This window comes from Flavobacterium sp. FlaQc-48 (assembly GCF_044007335.1).
Classification (GTDB): Bacteria; Bacteroidota; Bacteroidia; order Flavobacteriales; family Flavobacteriaceae; genus Flavobacterium.
This window is the reverse complement of record NZ_JBIPCR010000014.1, coordinates 127748-152440: the sequence shown is the minus strand read 5'-3', so window position 1 is coordinate 152440 and position 24693 is coordinate 127748. Positions and strand designations below refer to the sequence as shown.

Here is a 24693-nt window from a genome sequence, read left to right as displayed (position 1 = left end):
GGCTTTTTACGTTTTAGCTTACACAAAAAAGCTCCGGACTTCTCTGAAGCTTTTGCCTAGTCGCGGGAAGAATCGAAAAATCTAACCATTTGTGTCTTAGATTTTTCAAGAAAGAAATTTTAGTTTTTCAATCTCGGTTTGACGGTTGCTATATCTGCTTTTTGTAAATTTTTAATGTCGCTGTACAAAATCAAAATTTCGGCATAACTCCAATAAAAAGAAGTGTTTATATTATATTTTAAGTTTAATTCATCAATGAATTGCAAATAATAGACCTCTGGAGCCCTGCCTCTTTTCTTAGTTACTATATCAATTTGGGTATTTTTGATATCTAGATTTTCTTCCCATGTAGCATTATACTTGTATCCTGCCAATGTTATCGTGTTGTGGTGGATCTGAACTTCGTTTATGAAAAAAACAGCTTCTTTACATGATCTTACAATACTGTACAAAGCAAGAAAGAAGAAAAAGCTGGAGATAAAGAATACTGTATACAATGAGCTATTAATATGCAATGAGCCATCGACATTTGTATTGGTTAGTATTTCATGGCCTGTTAGATAAGCAATGACCGCCGTGCTAATCAACAAAACGGAATAAATAAAAAGGATAAAAAAATCTAATCGTTCTGTAAAGTGTGCATAATTATTCTTTGAATCTTTATTAATCATAATTTAGATTGGTTGCATTGTATGTGGGTCATTTAGAATATAGATTATTTTTTTGCTGATTCGAAAGACTTTTCTGGATTCTTTAGAATATTTTTTCAATTTCCAAACTTGATTTGTAAGCCTCAGATCTTCGAAGCGTTCTTATAGAAAGTATTGCGAATGGCTTCTGACTTCGCACCCGCAATCTGTAGCAAGTAGAGTTTTCATAAACAAAGAAAGCTCCGGATTTCTCTGAAGCTTTTGTTTTGATCTTATTTCGTATTTAATTTTTCCAAATATGAATAAGAATTATTTAGAAATTATTTAGTGATTAATTTTTCAAGCCTTGCCATCATTTCATCTTTTTCTTTCAGCATGCGCTCGTATAACTCAATTTTTTCTTCGTGAAGTTTTTTTAACTCTTCGATAGGATTGATGTTGAATGTAGAGGTAGGATTTTTTCCAACACAAGCATTATCTCCAAAAGTATTCGAAATAATATTTATAGCCTGATCCTCATCAAAGTTTTGAAAGGCTTCCACAGGAATTTTCAAAGAATTTGAGATTTGTTTAAGAATATCATCTTCAATTATATCTTTTTGCTCCAATATAGAAATCTTCTTTTGATTCCACTCATTTCCCAGATCAAAAGCCAATGCTTCCTGTTTGATGCCAAGCATTTCTCTAAAACGTTTTACGTTTTTTCCCTGATGTATTTTCTGTTCCATAATGAGTATCAATTTTCTAAAGGCTCAAAGATAAAGCCATTTGGCTTAAAAATTTTGAATTTCAAAGATAAAAAAATATAATACTTTATCACACAAAGCTACCCAAATTTGGATAGCTTTGTGTAGTTTGTAGTTGAGATGATTTGGCAAATCCGAAGAATGGGCTTAATTTGGTCCCAACCCCGCTATAGTCCCAAGACGTTAGGCGTCATACTGAAAACAACAGAGCAGAATATTAGATGAAAAATAAACTTTGGCAACTTGAGCATGAACTTCAAGAATTTTCGGAAAGAACAAAATTTTCGGAAACGGATTTATTATTGTTCCCGGATAATTTTCAACAAGTGCATTCATTTAAAATATTTGGAGATGATTTACTTGCTATACCAGCGGAATTAATAATCGAAGGTGACGAAAAGGAGTTTGAAATTCCTTTAAGTTTGACATCAGAATTAGAAACTATTGAAATATTTGAGAGCGAGTTCAGAGCTGAAATACCAAAAGAATTTATTCAGATTGGGAATTTAAATAGTTCTGCTGAAATCGTTTTATTGAATAAATTAAAGGACACAATTCACATATTTCACGTTTCAGACATTACTGACAAAGAATGGTTGAAATGTAAGTTAGAGAAGAAAGTTTGTGACTTAAACACTTTCATTGAAAATATTCGACCACAAACAGTTTGTTGTTTAATTAACCCAAAAGATTTTTCAGAATGGGATATATTTGAAATTAGAAACAAAATTGAAATAAAAAAGGAAGACAAATTATTGAAATATGAAAATAGTAATGAAGCGTGGACAAATTATAAAACATTAGTAAAAAGTTCAATAATGAATGGTTTCGAAATTCATTATGCACCCAAAAAACTAAAAATTGAGATAAAGAAAGAAAGTACGAACGCCTAATAGCTACTACAACGGATTTGGGCAACCCGCTCTCCAAAGAGTTCTATTGAAACGCTGGCGAATGTCTCCTGACTTCGCACCCGCAATGTAAATCAAGTTTTAGTAAATCTAAAAACAAATAAAAAAGCTTCAGATTTCTCTCAAGCTTTTGTCTTAGTAGCGGTTTATATTTCTCGGAATAATTCTGATATTTCTACATTCAAAGCTTTACTGATTCGAATAAGCTTGTCGATTCCCATAATTTGTTTGCCTAACATATATCTTCTTAACGCTTCAATATCTAAATCTGAATCGTGAGCAATGTTTCTTACTTTAAGATTTTTTCCTTTTATAATATCTTTTATATTATTTCCAACAATCTTAATTAATTTTTCTACTTCTTTTATTTTAGTAGATTGATTATTAGTGTTTAGTACTTATGAATGGACAGTCATAAATGTAGGAACATATAAATCCAGTCATATATGTTCCTGTTTTATTGTGAAAACTTCCTGAACTATGCAAATAAAAATAATAAGATGTTATGGAAACAAAAGAAATTAAAGACTTAGAATATCTTAAAAAATTAATGAGTCTGTATCTAAATACTTTAAAGACGCCAACCGATAATACAGAATATTTTACAGCCGAAATTAAATTATTGCATTATGGAGAACTTGGCTGTGTTATTACAAATATGCTTAAATTATGCATTTTAGCATTGGATAGTGAAGCACAAGAAATTTCAAAAAGAATCAAAAATCCATCTGTGGATGTTGTGCTTATTTTAGAGGTTATCCTTCAATTGTTTCCTGTGGATGAATTTGAGTTGTTAAGTGAAATCAATGAGTTGCTTATTGCAAATTCTAAGATTGTTGGAAAAAAATAACTGCTGCGAAGCCGGGAGAATTCGTAGAGCGTGGTATTTTTTGACTTCGTTGAAGATGAATCAAATTTAATGTCCTTTTGACAGTTTGTATTGAAAAAAAAATATCTTTGAAAGATAAATAATGTATGAAATTTATCATACATAGTTATCCAAATTTGGATGGCTTTGTGTGGTTTTGTCACACATATAAATAAGTTGGTGGCAATTTTGCGAGACATCTCCCTACATTAATTAACAAGAAATAAAAAAATGAAATTAACAATTACAATTGGACTTCTTTTAATTGGACATTTTACATTTGGACAAGACAGAATTCAAAAAATTGACAGTTTACTCAATTCTCTTTATTCAAAAGAGAAAATCAATGGAAATTTTCTAATTGCAGAAAAAGGGAAAGTTATTTATAGCCATAGTTTTGGACTTGCAAACGAAACAACAAAAGAAAAATTGAACGAAAATTCGATTTTTGAATTGGCATCTTGTTCAAAGCAGTTCACAGCTATGGGGATAATGATACTTAAAGAAAAAGGGAAGTTGAATTTGGACGATGACATCAAAAAATACTTACCCGAACTCTCGTTTTATAAAGGTATAACTATAAGAAACTTATTAAATCATACTGGAGGTCTACCAGACTATATGCAGCTTATGGATAGTTTATTTGACAAATCTAAAATTGCCACTAACAAAGACATAATTAATATATTTAGTACCCATCAACCAAAAATAGTATTTGAGCCAAATACTAAATGGGAATATAGCAACACGGGTTATGCACTATTGGCATCAATAATTGAGAAAATATCGGGTTTGACATACGCTGACTATCTAAACAAAGCTATTTTCCAACCGTTGAAAATGAAAAACACCTTTGTATATACTCGTAGATTATCGCCAAAGAAAATTGACAATTATGCTTTTGGTTATGTTTACTCAGATAGTTTGAAAAAATATGTTTTACCAGACGAATTGAAAGAAACTAAAATGGTTATTTGGCTTGATGGTATTGTTGGAGACGGAACAGTTAATTCAACTGTAAAAGATTTATTGATTTGGGATAGAGCATTATATGCCAATAAATTACTCACAAAAGAGGGAATGAAAGCAGTTTTTGAAGTAGCAACTTTGAAAGACGGAGCTAAAAGGAATTATGGTTTTGGTTGGGGAATTGAAGACAATGCTGATTTTGGAAAAATTGCAAATCATAGTGGTGGTTGGCCAGGTTATGTAGCTTTTATTGAAAGACATATTACAAATGATAAAACAATAATAATACTTCAAAATCACAACAACGTTACAATTCCTTCAAAATCAATTAGAAGTATTCTATATAATAAACCATTGCCTGTGCAAAAAATAAGAAAAGAAATTAGTATTACAACTGAAGAACTTCAAAAGTTTGTTGGGACTTATGAAGTTGAAAAAGATTTTGAAATCAAAATTTCATTAGATAAAGACCAACTATTTTCACAATTGACAGGACAAAATACGTTTCCGATATTTGTAGAAAGTGAAATGTTATTTTTCTATAAAGTAGTAGATGCACAAATTCAGTTTGAAAAGAACGAAAAAGGAGAAATTTCAAATTTGTTTTTATTACAGAATGGAAATAAGATAGAAGCAAAACGGACGAAATAAAAACTGCCCACTCCCTGGCGCGAGCGTCCCGCTCGTGAACGCAACGAGATGTTGACTAAGGGAGGATAAAACATAGTTAAAACAAAAAAGCTCCAGATTTCTCTGAAGCTTTATACTAGTAGCCCTAACGGGACAATTTTCGAACCATTTTGTGGATGACTTAAAAAAAATAAATATTATTTTATATTGATTTCCATGTTTAAATTTGATCTTAGTCATTTATAATATTGAATTAGTGGAATACAAGTCTGCTTATTTAGTTCTTATTTTTATTCTCAGAAAGTAGAATTAATTAGAGTTTAAACAAGAGTTAGTTTGACATAAAGTTTTATATTATTTAAATTGCACTCATATATGTACTAAAGGATTCAACAAATATAAGTTCGTTTGAATATTGTTAAGTAAATATCCTATTTTTGAAAACAAATAAACACTGACATTTGTCAGACATAGCAACCCACTTTAGGGTAGATAAGTCGGATTTTATCAGACATATATACAAGTTGTGCGTCAGTTTGGAGCAACAGAAAACCTAAATAAAACGACATTTACAATGAAAATATTTAAAATAGTTGCAAAAATCATTTTGGTAATTTTAATTTTATTGTTTTTATTTCTCGGGCTAATAATAAATGCGTCAAGCCATAATATAAAAGCTGAAGATAAACTTTTGCCATTATTATTTGTTCTCCTATTTATGATACTTTTTTATTTAACAAAATTCATAAAGACAAAAAATGAATAGAAAAATTAAAGTTTTATCGATCTCAATTTCAGTCTTTTTATTCATATTACTGAACTTCCTTTTAGGTCCAACCTCAGTTTTTGGTCTAGCAGGATTTTTACAAAATAAAACAGGTTACTTTTTCGGAGTTGACATAAATACTTTTGATTATCTTTTAATCTCATCAATTCCAATTTGCGGTTTAATGTTAACGGAAAAAAGAAAACGGAAAAATTTATCCGAAATTCTGAAAGACAACTTAATTATTTGTTTGAGTTGCTTGTTAACTTTTAGTATTGGATTATTAATATTAATTTCGAGAATCGGAAGTCCATCACAAAATCCGCTAATTCCAGAATATTTACGAGTAGAACCATTTAAGCAATATTCTTTATTTTTCATTTTTTTAGGTTTAATATTACCATTTTTACTTACACGAAAAGAAGTTAAAGAAACGAAAAGCAAAATTGAACTAATCGGAAAACAAAATGAATAAAAAACCGAACGCACAACAGCCGTTTGGCGAGATTGGGTTTTAGGCTTAATTTAAAGATGGTTTTGTATTTGGAAAATTTGTGTTTAACAGAAAAATCTCGCATCTTTAATCCCCAACCTCGCCAAGCGCCAGAACGTTATGTGATACCAAACCAAAAAACGACTAAAATAAAATATAAGATATATGAGTTTTTTCAAAAAATTATTCGGTGGAAGAAATAAGGAAGTTGAATTGCCGACAAGAGAATTTACCGAAGAGGAATATAATAACGATTACGAATTAAAAGAACAAGGGTTAGAAAGTGTATTAGGTAAAATGCATGGAATTGTTGGACACGCAATAATTCCATTTTCAGTTGGAGGTGCAGTTGATATGTATTATTTTAAAAATCATATTAAGGGAACTGGATTTGCAACAATGGAATTATTAAATCCTGACGGATCTGGACCAAAACCGAACAGAATTGGGACTTATGAATTGGTTGGTTTTACAAAATTAGATTATAACGAAAGTGAAGAAAACCAAACTGAATTTAATACAATCGAAAGACGCTTTTGTGGAATATTTACGACTATTGGAAACTATGCTTCTCAAGCAATTTTAAATCCGAATGAAACAATTGAAGTTCCAAATGGAACTGACGAAAATAATTGCTTGATTTTAGATAATTATAGACCTGACAACAAAGAATTTAAAATCGGAGAAAGAAGTCATCATTTATTGTTATGCTTAGAAGTTTTTAGAAGCGAAATGGAATTTGCTAGAAAAAATGGAAGTGGCAAATTAATAAATTTGCTAAAAGAAAAAGGATTTTATCCATATAGCGATTTAGATAGAAAACCCGTTATCTAAATTGGCATCACATAACAGCCACTACAACGGATTTGGGCATTTGGCTTAATGGAAAAATGGTCTTGTATTTGGAATATTTGACAAATCCGAATAATGGGCTTAATTAGTCACAAACCCGATCGCTCGGATATGCGCAAAGATAGCGCGGAAATTCTTTCCGTGCCCGCAAAGAAAATTGACAAAGGATAGAACAAAAACTCGCATGACAGCGAGTTTTTTTGTGTCCTAAAATGAAAAACAAATCTACATTTTTAAAAGAATACCCCTCAGTTTTCCGAATAAAGAAGAAATATAAAAACAAATTCTTCCATAAATATAAAGTGCTATAAACGAAAAAAACACCAACTTTTTCAAGTGATGTTTTTTATCTTGTAGCGGGAACAGGACTCGAACCTGTGACCTTCGGGTTATGAGCCCGACGAGCTGCCTACTGCTCTATCCCGCGATGTTTCGGGTGCAAAGATACGCCGTTTTTTGAGAAATCCAACGAAAACTTTAAAAAATGTTTTATTTTCTGTATTGAGTTGATATGACTACCTTTGCAAATTAAATAATACACAAATGTCACATAAAGCAGGTTTTGTAAACATCATCGGGAATCCAAACGTTGGAAAATCAACATTGATGAACGCCTTTGTTGGAGAAAGATTATCCATTATTACATCAAAAGCACAAACAACCCGTCATCGTATTCTTGGAATCGTGAATGGCGAAGATTTTCAACTTATATTATCGGATACGCCCGGAATCATCAAACCCGCTTATGAAATGCAGGAGTCGATGATGAATTTTGTAAAATCGGCTTTTGAAGATGCTGATATACTGGTTTATATGGTCGAAATAGGAGAGCAGGACTTAAAAGATGAAGCTTTCTTTAATAAAATCATACACGCTAAAATTCCGGTTTTGTTGTTGTTGAATAAAATCGACAATTCGAATCAGGAGCAATTAGAAGAGCAGGTAGCATTCTGGACAGCGAAAGTGCCAAATGCTGAAATTTTCCCAATCTCGGCTTTACAAAACTTTAATGTTCCGGAAGTTTTTGGAAGAATCATCGAATTATTACCGGAATCACCGGCCTATTATCCAAAAGATCAATTAACAGACAAACCGGAACGTTTTTTCGTAAACGAAACCATCCGTGAAAAAATCTTGCTGAATTACAGCAAAGAGATTCCGTATGCAGTTGAAATCGTAACAGAGGAATTTTTTGAAGATGAAAAAATTATCAGAATCCGTTCGATCATTATGGTAGAGCGCGAAACTCAAAAAGGAATCATTATAGGACATAAAGGTGCTGCTCTTAAAAAAGTAGGAACAGATGCCCGTGCTGATTTAGAGAAATTCTTCGGAAAACAAATTCACATCGAACTGGTGGTAAAAGTGAATAAGAACTGGAGAAGCAATGCCAATATGCTGAAACGTTTTGGTTATAACCAATAATTTTTCCTAAATGACCAGATCATAATTTATGCAAGTTTCAACGAAGTATTCAATACCAATATGTTTGGGACTTATAGTGATTGTGGGTTTGGCCCGTCTTTTTGGTACTGAAGAGAAAACGATTCCAGCGAAACCTATAATCAAAAAAGCGGAAACGATTGTAGAGAAAGACCCGGTAGCTTTTGATACAATGGCTTGTTCTGATAAAGAGGTGAGATTGTTTTTAAACGAATTTATAAAGCAATTTCAAACAAATAAAGCCGCAAATATTAATAAGTTTATTGATAAAAATGCTGGGATTGCCATCTTTGTTAAAGATGGATATTATCCTATTTTGAGCTTCCCTGATAAAATTGATGACTGGATCGAATGGTTCGATTTTAAAATCTATGATAATGTAGAATTTGGCAAATTTCCTAAATATTTGGGAGATGGAGAATTTGAAAAGACAGGATTTTATTATGTGAACTATCAAAATAAATTCCGTCTGGATGATTTTGACGATACTTACAGTAATCGCTCAGACGAAGATAAAAAGCCATTTCGCCAGCTCGAAAAAATGTGCAATTACAGAGCCGATGTCATGTCTGTAGATAAAAGCAGGGTCCTGACATTGTATTTTAGTATTTATAAAAATAATAAATACTTGGTGGGTATTACTCAGGATACCGTAGATGATGTTTTGTACACAGATCCGGAAAAAGAATTTGTGCCAATAGATACAGAAGAGCAGGTCGAAGCGTTTTTATCAAATAACAGAAGGTTTTGTGATGTAGAGAATAAGGCATATGTTGATTTTGATAAAAAAGAACTTATATACTGGGATTTTGGTGACAAGCCTTTTCCGTTTAGTCATTATAAAATAGGGCCAGTTGATGTTATTTCGGCAAAAATAAAAATCAGGGATATTAAATTCTTTAATGTAAAGGAAGACGATGGATTAACTTTAAAATTATCCAATAAAGGTGTTTTTAGTTCTTACAGAATGGGAGCGAGGCCACAATATAATTATGAAAAGTGTAAATAATTAAAAAACGCTTACTGAAAATTGATAGAGCAGGTTGTTGAGATAATCAGAACGTATTGATTTTTAATATTGCCTGAGGTTCTTGTAACCCTGAAGCCCTAGCCCAGATGGAAGCGGCATCCTTTTTCTGGCTTCTTTAGCCGGGAAAAGATATAGCGGACAGCTGGAAATAGCTCCTGAAAAATAATAAGAAATATAATAAAAAACTTAGGTTCTTAGAAACTTAGTCCCGAAGCTTCGGGATAGTCACTTTTTTAACTACCTTTGCAAAAAATTAAAATAAAGCATTTTGAATTTATAAGTGATAGAATTTTAGGAAATTAAAGTCTAAAATGGAAGATTCAAAATCTAAAATTTACAAAAATGAATAACATTGTTGCGATAGTAGGAAGACCTAATGTAGGGAAATCAACCCTTTTTAATAGGCTGATACAAAGAAGAGAAGCTATTGTAGATTCGGTTTCTGGAGTTACCAGAGATAGAAACTACGGTAAAAGCGAGTGGAACGGAAAAGAGTTTTCTGTAATTGATACCGGCGGATATGTTCGCGGATCTGATGACGTTTTTGAAGGAGAAATTCGTAAACAAGTAGAGCTTGCTATCGATGAAGCTGATGTTATTATTTTTGTGGTTGATGTTGAGGAAGGTATTACACCAATGGATGACGTTGTTGCCCGCTTATTGCGTAAAGTAACAAAACCAGTTTTATTGGCGGTGAATAAGGTCGATAACGCTATGCGTGAAAAAGATGCGCTTGAGTTTTATAATCTTGGTTTGGGAGAATATTTCACTTTTGCCAGTATTTCAGGAAGTGGAACAGGAGATTTATTGGATGCTTTAATTGAAGCTTTTCCGGAAAAACCAGAACCCGTTCAGGAAGAAGTAGTTTTACCTCGTTTTGCAGTTGTAGGACGTCCGAATGCTGGAAAATCGAGCTTTATCAATGCCTTAATTGGTAAAGAACGTTTCATGGTAACCGATATTGCAGGAACAACACGTGATGCAATTGATACCAAATTTGACCGTTTTGGTTTTGAATTTAATCTGGTTGATACTGCGGGAATCCGTCGTAAAGCTAAGGTGAAGGAAGATTTAGAGTTTTACTCGGTAATGCGTTCTGTACGTGCGATTGAGCATGCAGATATTTGTATTTTGGTTATCGATGCAACCCGCGGATTTGAAGGCCAGGATCAAAGTATTTTCTGGTTGGCAGAGAAAAACCGTAAAGGTGTTGTAATCTTAGTAAACAAATGGGATTTGGTTGAAAAAGATACCATGTCGACCCGTGATTACGAAGAGAAAATCAAGAAAGAATTAATGCCTTTTACCGATGTGCCAATTTTGTTCGTTTCGGCTTTAACGAAACAGCGTTTGTTGAAAGCATTAGAAGCTACGGTTCAGGTTTTTGAAAACAGAAAACAAAGAATTCCAACTTCAAAATTCAACGAATTTATGTTGAAGGTAATTGAAGCTTATCCGCCACCGGCGACAAAAGGTAAATATGTAAAAATTAAATATTGTATGCAGTTGCCAACGTTAACACCGCAGTTTGTGTTTTTTGCCAACATGCCGCAATACGTTAAAGAACCGTATAAGAGATATCTTGAAAATAAAATCAGAGAGAATTGGGATTTTTCAGGAGTACCAATCGATATTTATATCAGAGAAAAATAAAATTAAAAAGTCCCCGCTACAACGGGGATTTTTTATGTCTTGTCGTTTCTCAAAGAATATACCTGAAGCTAAATGGCATGCTATTTGAAAGAAATGTTAAAATTACAATTAAACCTTTTGACTTTTTTGGAGTCTTACACTTTCTAACTAACCATTTATGACCAAAATTTATTATTTCTTAATTTTTTCTCTTTTTTGTTATTCGGCAACTGCCCAGAATGAAATCACCATTAAAGGAACTGTTGTTGATATTAATACACAATTACCACTCGAACTGGCTACAGTTTATTTTACAACCGTTAAAGATTCTACCGTAATCGAATATGCTACAACCGATAAAAACGGGGCTTTTAGCATTAAAACCAAAAAATACGATAAACCTATTTTTCTAAAGGTAAATTATATGGGCTATCAGCCTTATTTTGAGGAAGAAAAAGGACTTCTGGAAAGCAAAGACTTTGGTAAATTGTATTTACTGGAAGCTGCAAATGCTTTAAATAATGTAGTTATCAAAAGCGAAGCTCCGCCAATAACGATCAAAAAAGATACTTTAGAATTTAATGCGGCTTCGTATAAAGTGCGCCCAGACTCTAATGTAGAGACTTTGCTGAAACAATTGCCCGGTTTTGATGTTGGGACTGATGGTAAAATTACCGTAAACGGGAGGGAAGTGAATCAGGTTTTGGTAAACGGAAAAACGTTTTTTGATAAAGATGGGGCTATTGCGCTAAAAAACCTTCCGGCAGAAATTATTAAAAAAATTCAGGTTTCGGATTTTAAAACGAAAAAAGAAGAACTTTCGAAACAAGAATCGACGTCGGATTATTCCAGCATCAACATCACGATTGATGAAAAGAAGAATAAAGGCTATTTTGGGAAAATACTGGGCGGTTATGGTTCTGACGAACGTTATGAAAGCAGTCTCCTTTTGAATTTTTTCAATAACAAACAAAAGATAAGTGTATTGGCTTCCTCTAATAACATTAATTCTACCGGTTTTGCCCAGGATGAGGTATTTGATAATATGGGAGGCGGACGAAACAGTAAAGGCAGCAGCGGCAGCTCAGGAAGCGGTAAAGGTATTACGCAATCTAATTTGGCAGGACTGAATTATTCTGATGACTGGTCGAAGAATTTAATGGCTATGGGAAGCTATAATTTTTCGAATTCGATTAATAATAACGAAAGTAAATCTGATCAGGTTAGTTTTTTGCCAACCGGAAATATTGCTACTTCATCGGATTCCAAAACCAGAAATGAAAGTACAGGAAACAATGTTAATTTTGAATTAGAATATAAAATCGATCCCACAACGCGATTAGTAATTGTACCTAAAGTGAATCAATCCCGATCGAACAGCAATGCAACCTCGTCCAGTTTTTCTGAAGATGAAAATGGAGAATCTCTGAATGAAAGCAATGCTAAATCGTATTCAGAAAGTACCAATACCAGTTTTGGAAACACAATTAATTTCAATAAAGCTTTTAAGAAAAAGTCCCGTAATTTTAGTCTTGTTTTTGATAATAATAATACCAGTACTGATGCAGAAGCGCTAAATCTTTCGAAAACTATTTTTTATCAGGACGGTAAACTAAATGACGATAGAAACCAGAAGAGTTTAAACAACAACAGCAGCGATGCCTATTCGCTTGAACTTGAATATACAGAGCCTGTAACAGATTCTTTAAGAATACGATTTGGATCTGATTTTGACTGGAACAAAGAAATGAAAGATGTAAAAACATTCGATTTCGATGCTGCAACACAATCTTATTCTGATCTAAATGAGTCTTTGACAAATTATACAACTTCAAAGCAAAATTCGTTCAGTCCAAAAGTTGGAATTACATGGCAGAAGAGTAAGTTTACGGTCAACTTAAATTCCAGAACCGCTCTTGTGGAGTTTGACAACCATTCTTTGTATTTAAACAATGCTACAGATTTGAATAAAAGATATGCTTTACCTTATGGGGATTTCCAGATACGTTATAAGTTTAGCCGTTCTAAGAATCTAACATTCAAGTATGATTATTCAAATGCGCTTCCATCGGCAGTTCAATTAATGCCGGTTTTGAATTTGACCAATCCATTAAATACCATAACCGGAAATCCGGATTTGAATCCTATCGAAAAGAACAGCGCTAATTTTAGTTTCCGAAATTATGATTTCCGTACTCGTTCAGGCTATAGTTTGTATGTAAAAGGAGATTACTATAATAACGACGTAGTTTCGACTTCGATTTATGATGATAGCGGAAAAAGAACCACTACGTATGTAAACATATCAGGAACTTATACTACATCTATTGGTGGAAACTGGAATCAGTCTATAAAAAGGGATGCTCACGTTTTAAGATATGGTTTTGGATTAAACGGAAGTTACTCATTTGATAAAGGTTTTACCAATGCAGTTTTATATAATGCAAAATCGACTGCGATAACGCCAAAGATTAATTTGACTTATGAATATGGAGAAGTTCTTGTGGTTTCGCCATCCTATAGTTTATCGTACAATCAAACCAATTATGAAAATTCTTCCAGAGATGCAAGCTCAAATGTAGTGCATAGAATTAATTTGCAAACCACAAGTTACTGGCCTGCAAACTTAATTTTCGGGAATGATTTTGGTTACACGTACAATTCTAGTATCTCGAGCAATTTCAAAAAAGATTTTTATTTATGGAATACCAGTTTGTCTTATGGTTTCTTTGATAAAAAAGTATATGCCAAAGTAAAAGTTTATGATGTTTTGAATCAGAACCTGAGTGCTACAAGAACGATTTCAGCGACCTCGATCCGTGATGAAGAAAATACAGTTCTGAAACGTTATGTAATGTTTTCTCTAAGTTATAAAATTGGAAATTTTGCAGGTGCTGAAAAAGGAGGGAAGAAAAGACAGAGAATGGATTAATAAAGGTTCAAAGGTTGAAAGGGGCAAAGTGACAGAGGTTCAAAGGTTTTAGGTAGAGACGCACAGCATGAACTGCCCCCAAAAAGTTAGACACTATTTGGGTGCAGTCTAAGCAGTGCGTCTTTTTTTTGAATTTAAATTCCGTTTCGCCAAACATCGTTCTATTGGAATTTTTGTATTATTTTTTCTAAATCTTTGGTTTCCTGTTTATTCTGTGATAAAGTGTAAATCGGATGATGTCACGATCATAAAAATCTACTCCGCTCGAACGTCTTTGAAAACTGTTTAAGTATCCGGCTTCTAAGCCTGTATTGGGATTGAAATGATATCGTAATGCCAAGTAAATTCGGTTTTGGTCGAAAGTATTTCTTCTATTATCTTTTCCAAAATTAAACAGGACTTCATCAGAAATGGTTGCTTTTAAGCTTCGTTTTTCTTTCTTCCAGAGATCAAAAGTCGACTGTAATCGGTATCTAAACCGGTAAGCAAAAGAAAAATCATCTATTAATGCCGTTTTACTTGCTTTTTGAATGAAACGTTCTTCAAGCTGAAAACGATTGTGAAAAGTGATTTTAGCAATATCGTTAATAAAAGTAACATCTTGTTGAATTCTGTATTCCGGAATAGAAAAATCAGGATCAACATCAGGATCTTGTGTATTGACATTAAAATAAGCAAGACCGCTGCCTAAATCAATGTTTTTATGAACTCGATATCTTCCCTGAACTCTTATAACAAATAAATTCTCATGAATAGGATTTAGGAAACTTCTGTTGTCAAACTCAGAGTGAATAGCCCATTTTTCGGTTATAGGCAAAATATTGTAATACCGTATCCAGGTTAAAGTTTGGTGTTCTGTCCTTTTTGGGCTTTGTGCCGATAAAAAAGGACTTATTAAACCTGTAAATAATAATAATCTGAGAACTTTCATTCAGTTTGTATCAATTCAGGCTGCGAATATATACAAATCAAAATGCATCTGCTGAACAATAAAACTTGTTTTAAATGCTATTTTGTGATTTTAAAAATTTGATTCCATAAAAAAAACGAGATAACTTTTTAAGCTACCTCGTTTGATATATTGAAAATTAAATAATTGCTTACAATGAATATTTCAGTGTCACGCCATAAGTTCTCTGATCTCCAATTACTCCTGCATATTGTCCTGTGTTTCCACCGGCAGGCAATAATTGTTCGTAGTAATCTTTATTTAAAAGGTTACGTCCCCAGAAATGAACAGATAAACCTTGAGAAGCACGGAAACCTAAACGGGCATTAAAGATGGCATAACCCGGCACTACTAAATATTTTGAAGCCGATGGGCTTGAAGAAAATTCAGAACGGGCGTAAGAATCTAAAGCAAGGAATACTTTTCCGGAGTTTCCGAAGAATTTTGCATTATTAGATAATTCACCTCCTAAAGATCCTGCCCATTTTGAAGCACCTGGTAAATCAGTTCCGGAAACATCTTTAAAAGCTACCGGAGCTCCTGTTTCTTCTAATGGAAGTGGTGCATTTGTAAATTTTACATATTTACCATCAGTATAAGTGGCAGCACCATTTATAGTTAAGTGTTGGCTTATAACAAAACTAGCATCAAGTTCGGCACCTCTTACACGTACTTTGTCCGCATTGGCAAGATATCCACGGTTTACACCTAATTCAGCTGCCTGAACATTGGTTTGGAAATCTTTAATATCAGTATTAAAGAAAGCAAGATTAAATACAGAATTTCTAAATGGAGAAGTTTTTATACCTACTTCATAATGATTTACTTTTTCCGGTTTAATGACTGCAAGATCCAGTAATGGAGCACCTTTTGAATCAGTAGGAAGGCCTGCTACGTTTACACCAACTGGTTTGTAACTCTTAGCATAAGTAGCATAGGCATTGATCTTGTCTGAAACTTTATAAGTTAAAGTTAAATTTCCTGAAAAGTCAGTATTGTCAGTACTGGAGTCAAATGCCTGATCTGAATAAACCAGTTTTTTCAAAGCCAATAATGCAGGATCAGTAGTTTGCAAACCTCCGTATGTTGTACGGGCATAATGCGCGTCTTTTTTATCAAAATTATATCTTAAACCTGGTAAAATATGTAAACGATCTGTAATAGCCCAGTCAATCTGACCAAATACTGCCGCACTTGAAGATCTGATATTAGCATCCGTTTTGATTCCGTATCCTTCAAAAAGCCCCGGAGTTTTCCATAATGCGCTGGTTGTACTTTGTGCAAATCTCCACTGTGCATTACCTGATTCTTCTGTTCCGTCTGTTTGTGATGTTTGATCAATAAAGAATGCACCCACAACACCGCTTATTTTAGAGGTAAGCTGCCCTGCGTAACGAACTTCTTGTGTAAATTGAGTTTGTCTTGTAGGGTTTTGAGATAATGCCAATACCTGTAATCCTGTAAAATCCCTGTCATTTGATGGATCCCAGTTCCAAAAACGCCATGCTGTTGTTGAAGTAAGTGTTCCTGATCCAATTTTTGTATCAATGTTAAGAGAGATTCCACCCATATCCTGTCCTGAACGCCATGGAGTATCATGATCAATTTTACGATCAAAAGCATTTAGGCTTGGAAGCTGATAATTCAAATCTTTAATAATAGCATCAAACTGGCGATAAGCAGGTCTTTGTGTAGGTGCAACACCTGCAACAACCTGAGCGTATCCGTCAGGACGTTGTGTTGTAATATCTGCCGCTAATATAATGTTTGTATTTACTGTTGGAGTCCAAAGTAACTGACCTCTAATTCCCTGATTGTTTAAGGTATTTGTAGGTCTTCCTGTAGCAACGTTGTCGATAAGACCATCACGTTGTGTACCGGAGAAAGATAAACGACCGGCTACTTTTTTTCCTAAAGCTCCCGTTACAGATGCCTTGGCTTGTAGAAAATTATAATTTCCGTAGCTTACTTCAAAATCTGCACCTGAAGTAAAACTTGGTTTACGGGTAGTAATGTTAAATGCTCCCGAAGTAGTGTTTTTACCAAACAATGATCCCTGTGGTCCACGCAGCACTTCTATTTGCTCTACATCAATAAAATCTAAAGTTGTGGCAGCCGGACGGGCATAATAGACACCATCTACATAAAATCCAACTCCCGGATCAATACCGTCATTTGTAAGTCCAAAAGGAGAGCCAAGGCTACGGATGTTGATTCCTGTATTTCTTGGATTTGATGAGTAAAGTTGTACTGATGGAACCAATTCTTTAATACGGTTCACATTAAAAGCTCCTGTTTGCTCAGCTTGTTTACCAGTAATAACGGATATGGCAATGGGCACATCCTGAACTTTTTCTATTCTTCGTCTTGAAGAAACCACAACTTCAATAAGTTCATTTTCTTCTTTGATGGTTATTTGTAATGGTGCTGTTGGCAAATCAGTAAGTTCGATTTCTGTAGTTTTATATCCTACGTACTGAACTAAAATAGTCAACGGAAGTTTTCCTTTGGTATTTAGTGTGAATTTTCCGTTAGCATCTGTAGTAGTATTAGAAGTTGTTCCTTTTATAACAACATTAGCGGCTTCTAACGGAATGTTTTCACTTGTTTTAACTACACCTTCAATGTTTTGTGCAAATGATAATGAGAAAGTTAAAATAGAAAGTACTGTAAGTATATTTTTTATAGAATTTTTCATTTTTATATTAAGTATATGTGATTAGTAGAATTTAAATTAAATTTTTTTTACCAGCACATACACATCATAGAAGAATTGTTTTTCACAGTAGTGAATTGACTATTTTGTTTTTTTTGCAAAAGATTTTTTGACACACCTGATCGATTGTAATTTACTTTCATATGGTTAAAATTTGTAAATTGGTTAGTTGATTTTTTTGCAAATATATGTAAATTCTATAGATTTACTAGGAATTAAGAAATATTTTTTTATTTCTTTACTAATGAGGCGATTGTAATGCCTTGCATTGCCTTAAGAGTTTCGTCACGTATGATCATTAAACCGTGTCTTAAGCTGCATTCTTCCTCAGTTTTGCAATCTGAGCATGGTTCGTAAAAGTTTAACGAAGCGCATGGTAAAAGCGCAATTGCACCGTCAAATAAACGGTGAATTTCGGCTAAAGTAATGTCGTTTTTGGAACGTATCAGATAGTATCCGCCAAATTTTCCTTGCTTACTACTCACAAAACGTCCTCGTTTTAGGTCTAATAAAATTTGCTCTAAAAACTTTTTAGGAATATTGGCGCCATCAGCAATTTCTATTGTTCGAGAAATGTGATTTTCGTCTTGTTCTGCTAAATAAAGTAAGGCCTTAAGGGCATATTTTGCTTTATGTGATAACATCTATCTTTGAATTATAAATTATGAATTGTAATTTTTTACACTGAGCATTATCATTTTAATTTCAACCTGAAACAAGAAAAACCTGAAACCTGAAACTAAAACATTTTACCAGCCTCCGCTAGAACCTCCACCGGAGAATCCGCCTCCGCCAAAACCTCCTCCAAAGCCTCCGCCGCCGCCGGATGATCCGCCTCCAAAACCTCCGCCAAAGCCGCTTCCGCCACTTCTGCCAAGACTGCTTAAAAGAATAACATCTAAAAGGCTGGGGCCGCCGCCACTGTTACCTGAATTTCCTCCACCGCCTTTTTTATTTCTTGACAGTAAAATTAATACAATTACAACAATTATAATAAAGGGGATTATAGGAAAGTTACTTTCTTTGGTTTGCTTGCGTTCGCCTTTAAATTTTCCTTTAAAAACATCAATAATAGCATCAGTTCCTTTGTCCAGACCATTGTAAAAGCTTCCTGCTTTAAATTCCGGAATAATAATGTTTCGAATGATTGTTCCGCCAATTCCGGCAGTCAAACGATCTTCAACACCGTAGCCAGGATTGATTGCTATCTTTTTTTCGGCTTTAGCCAATAAAATAACAACACCATTATCATCTTTAGCCGTTCCTCCAATTCCCCAGGTTTGTCCCCATTTTGTGGCCAGTTGACTAACATCTTCGCCTTTTAAACTTTCTATTGTAATTACTACAATTTGTGTTGTGGTAGAATCTGAATAACGAATAAGTTTTTCTTCGAGCTGCGCTTTTTCGGATGCACTTAAAACATTCGCATAATCATAAACTGAAGTTTGAAAACTTGGTTTATCCGGAATTGTAAATTGGGCAAAAATACAGCTGGTAGTAAAAAAAGCGATTAGCAAAAAGGTAAACTGAAAAAGTCCTTTTGAATGAGATATTTTGTTTTTGGAAATTTTCATTATTTATCCTTTTGAGATTTCGTTAGATAATTCGTTGGTATCACCTTCAAGCGAAGGAAAGTATTTTTTCAATTGTTCACCGGCATTTAAAATCCCATCAACAATACCTTGCTTAAAGTTTCCTGATTTAAACTGATTTGCCATTATGTCTTTGGTACAATCCCAAAAATCAGCTGTAACAACATCATGAATACCTTTGTCCCCGCAAATTGCAAAGCTTTTATCTGCAACGGCAAAGTAAAATAAAACTCCGTTTTGTTGCTGGGTTTCATTCATTTTTAATTCATGAAAAACTTCTAAAGCCCGGTCATAATGAGCTTTAGAAGTTGTTTTTTCTATGTGTACTCTTATTTCGCCAGAAGTATTTTCTTCAGCCACGCGAATAGCTTCAACGATTTCCTGCTCTTCTTCTTTGGTTAAAAAATCTTCTACTTTTGACATTGGAGTTATTTTAGATTTTAGATCATTAGATGTTAGATTTTCAGACTGGATCTTAGGTTCTAAGAAGTCTTACGAATCTAAATTTAGAATTTTACTTCAACTGGTTTATCAGCACCTGCAACAGCTTCGAAATATGGTTTTTCTTTATATTCTCCTAAGAACCATTTGTTTGGGATAGAAAGGATATAACCATTGTAGTCCTGTACTGCTTCATTAAAACGCGTTCTTGCTGTTAAAATCTGATTTTCTGTACTCGCCAGTTCATCTTGCAATTTTAGGAAATTCTCATTTGCTTTTAATGTTGGATATTGTTCAACAGAAACTAATAATCTTGACAAAGAAGAAGATACCCCGCTTTGAGCCTGGTTGTATTGCGCTAATTGTTCCGGAGTTACATTGCTTGGATCAATTGTTACAGATGTTGCTTTTGCACGGGCTTCAATAACTGCTGTTAAAGTTGATTTTTCGAAATCTGCAGCACCTTTTACAGTATTTACTAAGTTTCCAATTAGGTCATTTCTTCTTTGATAAGTAGTGCTAACATTTCCCCATTCTTTATTAACTGCCTGATTTTTTTGTAAACCAGTATTTTTAATTCCAATTGACCAAAAAGCAATAATAGCAATTAGTACAACAATAATTCCTACAGGGATTAACCATTTTTTCATATCTGTTTTGATTTAAGTTTGTTTCTAAATTTTTTTTAATAAATATACTATAATTCGTTCTTAATTTCGTTTAATTGTGTTTTTATCGTCTCTAATTTACGTATTATTTCGAATTTATCTAATGTTTTCTTCTGACCTTCTTTTAAATGTGTTTTTGCACCTTCGAGTGTAAAACCTCTTTCTTTAACCAAATGATAAATCAATTGTAAATTGGTAATATCTTCTGGGGTAAACATTCTGTTGCCTTTGGCATTCTTTTTAGGTTTTAAAATATCAAATTCACTATCCCAAAACCTGATCAATGATGCATTGACATTAAAAGCTTTGGCCACTTCGCCAATACTAAAATATCTTTTATCCTTTGAAAGCTCAATATGCATGATTTTTAATTTTCTATTTTAATTTCAAAAATACGACTTTTTGAAGTATTAATCTAATGACTGGTTTTCCTGATTTGCCATTTGCGAAATCGCCACATATTCTACCGCCGAAATATTTCCGTAATAGAAATTCAGGGGATTCACGACTTTACCATCTTTATGCACTTCATAATGGCAATGCGGACCTTCGGATCTGCCAGTGCTTCCCACATATCCAATGACATCCCCGCGTTTTACATGTTGACCGGCTCTGCAATTGTATTTGCTTAAATGAGCATACAAACTTTCGTATCCAAAACCATGCCTGATGACAACGTGATTTCCAAATCCCGAAGCCGAGTTATCTGCTCTTTCTACAACACCATCACCTGTAGCATAGACTGGAGAGCCTGTATTAGCGGTAAAATCCATTCCGTTATGCATTTTTCGTACTTTCGTAAAAGGATCCGTTCGATATCCAAAACCGGAAGCCATTCGTTTTAAATTCTCATTTCGAACGGGCTGAATGGCCGGGATCGCCAGTAATAAATTTCCTTTAGTACTGGCCAGTTTCAAAATCTCATCTAATGATTGGGATTGAATGGCTAGTTCTTTTGACAATCTGTCAATTCTTTTTGTGGTATTTAAAACCAGTTGCGAGTTGTTATACCCTTCTAAATCTTTATACCGTTTAGGGTCTCTGAAACCTGCTTTTCGAATAGAATCCGGAATCTCGGTTTTGTTAAAGTAAACCCTGTAAATATTATTGTCTCTGTCTTCCAGTGATTCCGTTACATCATCAATTTCATCCATTTTTTTGTTCAAAATGGCATATTGTAATTTCAAATTTTCAATTTCACGTGCCTGTAAACGATCTTTTGGAGTTTCGAAATAAGGAGTGTTGATTAAAAGTACAAAAACTAAAAACCCAAATAGTGCAGCGGCCAGCAAAAACAGTAAAGCGTAACCGATTTTGATTCTTTTTCTGGTTTTTATCTTTGTATAAGCCAGATTTTCTGAGTCGTAATAATATTTTACTTTCGCCATATTTTAAAATACCCTATTTTTGCAGCTTGTAAAATAGTTAGTCGAACAAATTTAATAAATGTTTCAGTTGTTCGCAGCTTTTTTCAAGAATAAAATAATTAGATAATGTGTCAATTTGATAATTAGATAATGCCTTAAAAGAGAAATTTATTGTTGTGAACTTCAAATTTTTTATTTAAAAATTATTTAATTATCACATTTTCAAATTAACACATTTTTTAATTTTCAAATTATCACATTATCACATTATCACATTTTCTAATTATAACATGAAATCACAAGACGTACGTAAACAATTTTTAGATTTTTTTAAAAGCAACGGACACTTAATCGTTCCGTCGGCTCCTATTGTGCTTAAAGATGACCCAACTTTAATGTTCAATAACTCGGGAATGGCCCAGTTTAAAGAATATTTTTTAGGAAATTCAACTCCAAAAAGCAAACGAATAGCCGATACGCAAAAATGTCTTCGTGTCGCCGGAAAGCAAAATGATCTTGAAGAAGTTGGAATTGATACCTACCATCATACCATGTTTGAAATGTTGGGTAACTGGTCGTTTGGGGATTATTTTAAAAGAGAAGCCATTAATTTCTCCTGGAAATTATTGACGGAAGTATATAAAATTCCAAAAGAAAATATTTACGTTTCTGTTTTTGAAGGAAATAAAGAAGAAAATGTTCCTTTTGATCAGGAAGCCTGGGATATCTGGAAAGAATTAGTTGATGAAGACCGAATTATCCTTGGAAATAAAAAAGATAATTTCTGGGAAATGGGAGATCAGGGACCTTGCGGACCTTGTTCTGAAATTCATGTTGATTTACGTTCAGCAGAAGAGAAAGCACAAGTGCCAGGAAAAAGTCTGGTTAATAATGATCACCCGCAAGTGGTAGAAATCTGGAACAATGTATTCATGGAATTCAACCGTAAAGCTGATGGATCTTTAGAAAAACTTCCTGCACAACACGTAGATACCGGAATGGGATTTGAGCGTTTGTGTATGGCTTTGCAAGGTAAAACATCAAACTATGATACCGATGTTTTTACACCGCTTATCGCGAAAGTAGAGCAAATTACAGGATTAAAATATACCTCTAATGAAATTAAAAACATTAGTGAAGAGCAAAATAAAACCAATATCGCGATTCGTGTAGTGGTAGATCACGTTCGTGCTGTTGCTTTTGCCATTGCCGACGGACAATTGCCATCCAATACCGGAGCAGGTTATGTAATTCGCAGAATTTTGCGTCGTGCTATTCGTTACGGATTTACTTTCCTGAATACCAAAGAACCTTTTATCAATAAACTGGTAGAAGTTTTAGCCAGCCAAATGGGAGAATTTTTCCCGGAAATCAAATCGCAACAACAATTGGTTACCAATGTAATTCGCGAAGAAGAAGCTTCTTTCTTGAGAACTCTTGATCAGGGATTACAATTATTAGATAACGTAATTGCACAGACTTCAGGATCTGAAGTTTCCGGAGCTAAAGCATTTGAATTGTACGATACTTTCGGTTTCCCGAAAGATTTAACCGCTTTGATCCTGAAAGAAAAAGGAATGTCTCTTAACGAAATAGAATTTGATGCATCAATGCAGGAACAAAAAAATCGTTCGCGTGCAGCATCAGAAGTTTCAACAGAAGACTGGACCGTTTTGATTCCAGGAAACGTAGAAACATTTGTAGGTTATGACAAGGTAGAAAACGACGTAAAAATCACCAGAATTCGTAAAGTAGATTCTAAGAAAGACGGAATTTTATATCAAATCGTTTTAGATAACACGCCATTCTATCCTGAAGGTGGAGGACAAGTGGGTGATAAAGGAACGTTAATTTCTGCAAACGAGACAATCGAAATCATTGATACGAAGAAAGAGAACAATTTGATTTTGCATTTTGCAAAACAATTGCCTGAAAATATTGAAGCCGGTTTTACAGCAAAAGTAAATACCGATTTAAGAACTTCAACTTCTAAAAATCACTCGGCTACGCATTTAATGCATTTGGCTTTGAGAAACCTTCTTGGAACTCACGTTGAGCAAAAAGGGTCATTGGTCAACCCGAACTATTTGCGTTTTGACTTTTCGCATTTTTCTAAAGTTTCAGAGGATGAATTACGTCAGGTTGAAGCAAGTGTAAATGCGCAGATTGAAGCACAATTACAATTGGTAGAACACAGAAACATTCCGATTAAAGAAGCATTAGAGAAAGGTGCAATGGCTTTATTTGGAGAAAAATATGGAGATAATGTCCGTATGATTGAATTTGGTGACAGTAAAGAACTTTGCGGTGGAATTCACGTGAAAAACACAGCAGAAATCTGGCATTTCAAAATTATTTCTGAAGGAGCAGTAGCGGCTGGAATTCGTCGTATTGAGGCAATTACAGGTGATGCGGTAAAAGGCTTCTATCAAAATCAGGAGAATACTTTATCTGAAATAAAAGAAACATTAAAAAATCCGCAGGATATTTTAAAATCAGTGGCTTCTTTACAGGATGATAATGCTAAGTTGAAAAAGCAAGTGGAGCAATTACTTAAAGAAAAAGTTGGTGCTTTAAAAACTGAATTGGAGAAAGATTTCCAGGAAGTAAACGGAATCAATTTCCTTGCCAAACAAGTAGATTTAAGCATGGCTTCAACGAAAGATTTAGCTTCAGCTTTAGGAAGCTCTAAAGCAGATTCTTTTGTGTTTTTAGCTTCAGTAGAAGATGGCCTGCCTAATATTCATTGTTACATCTCTAAAGAATTGGTAGCGGGAAAAAGCTTAAATGCAAATGCAGTGATCAAAGAATTAGGAAAATATATTGAAGGAAACGGAGGAGGTCAGCCTTTCTTTGCATCCGGAAAAGGTAAAAATGCAAACGGAATTGCACAGGCTTTGGTTCACGCAGTTGATTTCGTGAAGTAAGTTTTTTAAAAGTAGTTTAGGATCTAAGAATTTAAAATCTAGATAAAGTTAACCCGACAGGTTTTTAAAACCTGTCGGGTTTTGTGTTTTTGGAAAAACTTGTTTAAAATT

General features: G+C 33.8%; 20 protein-coding genes and 1 tRNA gene. 10 read left to right on the top strand and 11 right to left on the bottom strand.

Annotated features, from left to right (window positions below; translation table 11 throughout):
* Positions 1-119: 119 nt before the first annotated feature.
* Both ACHRWY_RS20080 and ACHRWY_RS20075 read right to left on the bottom strand, forming a co-directional pair.
* Entirely contained in the window at positions 120-671 is a 552-nt protein-coding gene (locus ACHRWY_RS20080; RefSeq protein WP_395357048.1) for a hypothetical protein, read from the bottom strand.
* Between the two features lie 299 nt (positions 672-970).
* On the bottom strand, positions 971-1378 hold the full coding sequence (locus ACHRWY_RS20075; protein WP_395357046.1) for a helix-turn-helix domain-containing protein: 408 nt from the start codon (positions 1376-1378) through the stop codon (positions 971-973).
* A 239-nt stretch (positions 1379-1617) separates the two neighbouring features.
* On the opposite strand from ACHRWY_RS20075, the gene ACHRWY_RS20070 reads away from it, so the two are divergent.
* From ACHRWY_RS20070 to ACHRWY_RS20050, 5 genes are all read left to right on the top strand, one after another.
* Positions 1618-2289, top strand: a complete 672-nt coding sequence (locus ACHRWY_RS20070) for a hypothetical protein (RefSeq protein WP_395357045.1) — start codon at positions 1618-1620, stop codon at positions 2287-2289.
* A gap of 523 nt (positions 2290-2812) precedes the next feature.
* Positions 2813-3157 carry a hypothetical protein gene (locus ACHRWY_RS20065; protein WP_395357043.1) on the top strand — a complete coding sequence of 115 codons (345 nt, stop codon included), beginning with the start codon at positions 2813-2815 and terminating at the stop codon, positions 3155-3157.
* Between the two features lie 249 nt (positions 3158-3406).
* On the top strand, positions 3407-4795 hold the full coding sequence (locus tag ACHRWY_RS20060; RefSeq protein WP_395357042.1) for a serine hydrolase: 1389 nt from the start codon (positions 3407-3409) through the stop codon (positions 4793-4795).
* Positions 4796-5532: 737 nt separating this feature from the next.
* Positions 5533-6015 (top strand): hypothetical protein, encoded by a 483-nt coding sequence (locus ACHRWY_RS20055; RefSeq protein WP_395357041.1) that lies wholly within the window; start codon positions 5533-5535, stop codon positions 6013-6015.
* Between the two features lie 183 nt (positions 6016-6198).
* Complete coding sequence (locus ACHRWY_RS20050) at positions 6199-6867, top strand: hypothetical protein (RefSeq protein WP_395357040.1); 669 nt, start codon at positions 6199-6201, stop codon at positions 6865-6867.
* 372 nt (positions 6868-7239) lie between these two features.
* On the opposite strand, the gene ACHRWY_RS20045 is transcribed toward ACHRWY_RS20050, so the two are convergent.
* Positions 7240-7312: transfer RNA gene (locus ACHRWY_RS20045), tRNA-Met, on the bottom strand.
* Between the two features lie 116 nt (positions 7313-7428).
* On the opposite strand from ACHRWY_RS20045, the gene era reads away from it, so the two are divergent.
* The 4 genes from era (at position 7429) to ACHRWY_RS20025 (ending at position 13922) form a co-directional block, all read left to right on the top strand.
* Positions 7429-8310 (top strand): GTPase Era, encoded by an 882-nt coding sequence (gene era / locus ACHRWY_RS20040; RefSeq protein ID WP_056194996.1) that lies wholly within the window; start codon positions 7429-7431, stop codon positions 8308-8310.
* A 28-nt stretch (positions 8311-8338) separates the two neighbouring features.
* Entirely contained in the window at positions 8339-9337 is a 999-nt protein-coding gene (locus ACHRWY_RS20035) for a hypothetical protein (protein WP_395357038.1), read from the top strand.
* A gap of 363 nt (positions 9338-9700) precedes the next feature.
* Entirely contained in the window at positions 9701-11011 is a 1311-nt protein-coding gene (der, locus tag ACHRWY_RS20030) for a ribosome biogenesis GTPase Der (protein ID WP_395357036.1), read from the top strand.
* 157 nt (positions 11012-11168) lie between these two features.
* Complete coding sequence (locus tag ACHRWY_RS20025; RefSeq protein ID WP_395357034.1) at positions 11169-13922, top strand: outer membrane beta-barrel protein; 2754 nt, start codon at positions 11169-11171, stop codon at positions 13920-13922.
* 187 nt (positions 13923-14109) lie between these two features.
* Here the strand turns inward: ACHRWY_RS20025 and ACHRWY_RS20020 are convergent, their stop codons facing one another.
* The 8 genes from ACHRWY_RS20020 to ACHRWY_RS19985 all read right to left on the bottom strand — a co-directional run bounded on the left by ACHRWY_RS20020 (position 14110) and on the right by ACHRWY_RS19985 (position 21676).
* On the bottom strand, positions 14110-14853 hold the full coding sequence (locus ACHRWY_RS20020; RefSeq protein ID WP_395357033.1) for a DUF2490 domain-containing protein: 744 nt from the start codon (positions 14851-14853) through the stop codon (positions 14110-14112).
* Between the two features lie 169 nt (positions 14854-15022).
* Positions 15023-17569, bottom strand: coding sequence for a TonB-dependent receptor (locus ACHRWY_RS20015; RefSeq protein ID WP_395357031.1), 2547 nt, complete (start codon positions 17567-17569; stop codon positions 15023-15025).
* A gap of 248 nt (positions 17570-17817) precedes the next feature.
* Positions 17818-18231, bottom strand: a complete 414-nt coding sequence (locus ACHRWY_RS20010; protein WP_041517419.1) for an Rrf2 family transcriptional regulator — start codon at positions 18229-18231, stop codon at positions 17818-17820.
* Between the two features lie 105 nt (positions 18232-18336).
* Positions 18337-19161, bottom strand: a complete 825-nt coding sequence (locus ACHRWY_RS20005) for a TPM domain-containing protein (RefSeq protein WP_395357030.1) — start codon at positions 19159-19161, stop codon at positions 18337-18339.
* Between the two features lie 3 nt (positions 19162-19164).
* Positions 19165-19602, bottom strand: a complete 438-nt coding sequence (locus ACHRWY_RS20000; protein WP_395357029.1) for a TPM domain-containing protein — start codon at positions 19600-19602, stop codon at positions 19165-19167.
* 83 nt (positions 19603-19685) lie between these two features.
* Positions 19686-20270: a LemA family protein gene (locus tag ACHRWY_RS19995; protein ID WP_395357027.1), complete on the bottom strand. Its 585-nt coding sequence runs from the start codon at positions 20268-20270 to the stop codon at positions 19686-19688.
* A 47-nt stretch (positions 20271-20317) separates the two neighbouring features.
* On the bottom strand, positions 20318-20650 hold the full coding sequence (locus ACHRWY_RS19990; protein WP_395357026.1) for a MerR family transcriptional regulator: 333 nt from the start codon (positions 20648-20650) through the stop codon (positions 20318-20320).
* A 48-nt stretch (positions 20651-20698) separates the two neighbouring features.
* Positions 20699-21676 carry a peptidoglycan DD-metalloendopeptidase family protein gene (locus tag ACHRWY_RS19985; RefSeq protein WP_395357025.1) on the bottom strand — a complete coding sequence of 326 codons (978 nt, stop codon included), beginning with the start codon at positions 21674-21676 and terminating at the stop codon, positions 20699-20701.
* Positions 21677-21945: 269 nt separating this feature from the next.
* On the opposite strand from ACHRWY_RS19985, the gene alaS reads away from it, so the two are divergent.
* A complete protein-coding gene (alaS, locus tag ACHRWY_RS19980; RefSeq protein WP_395357024.1) occupies positions 21946-24582 on the top strand; it encodes an alanine--tRNA ligase in 2637 nt (878 codons plus the stop codon).
* The last annotated feature ends 111 nt before the right edge of the window (positions 24583-24693 follow it).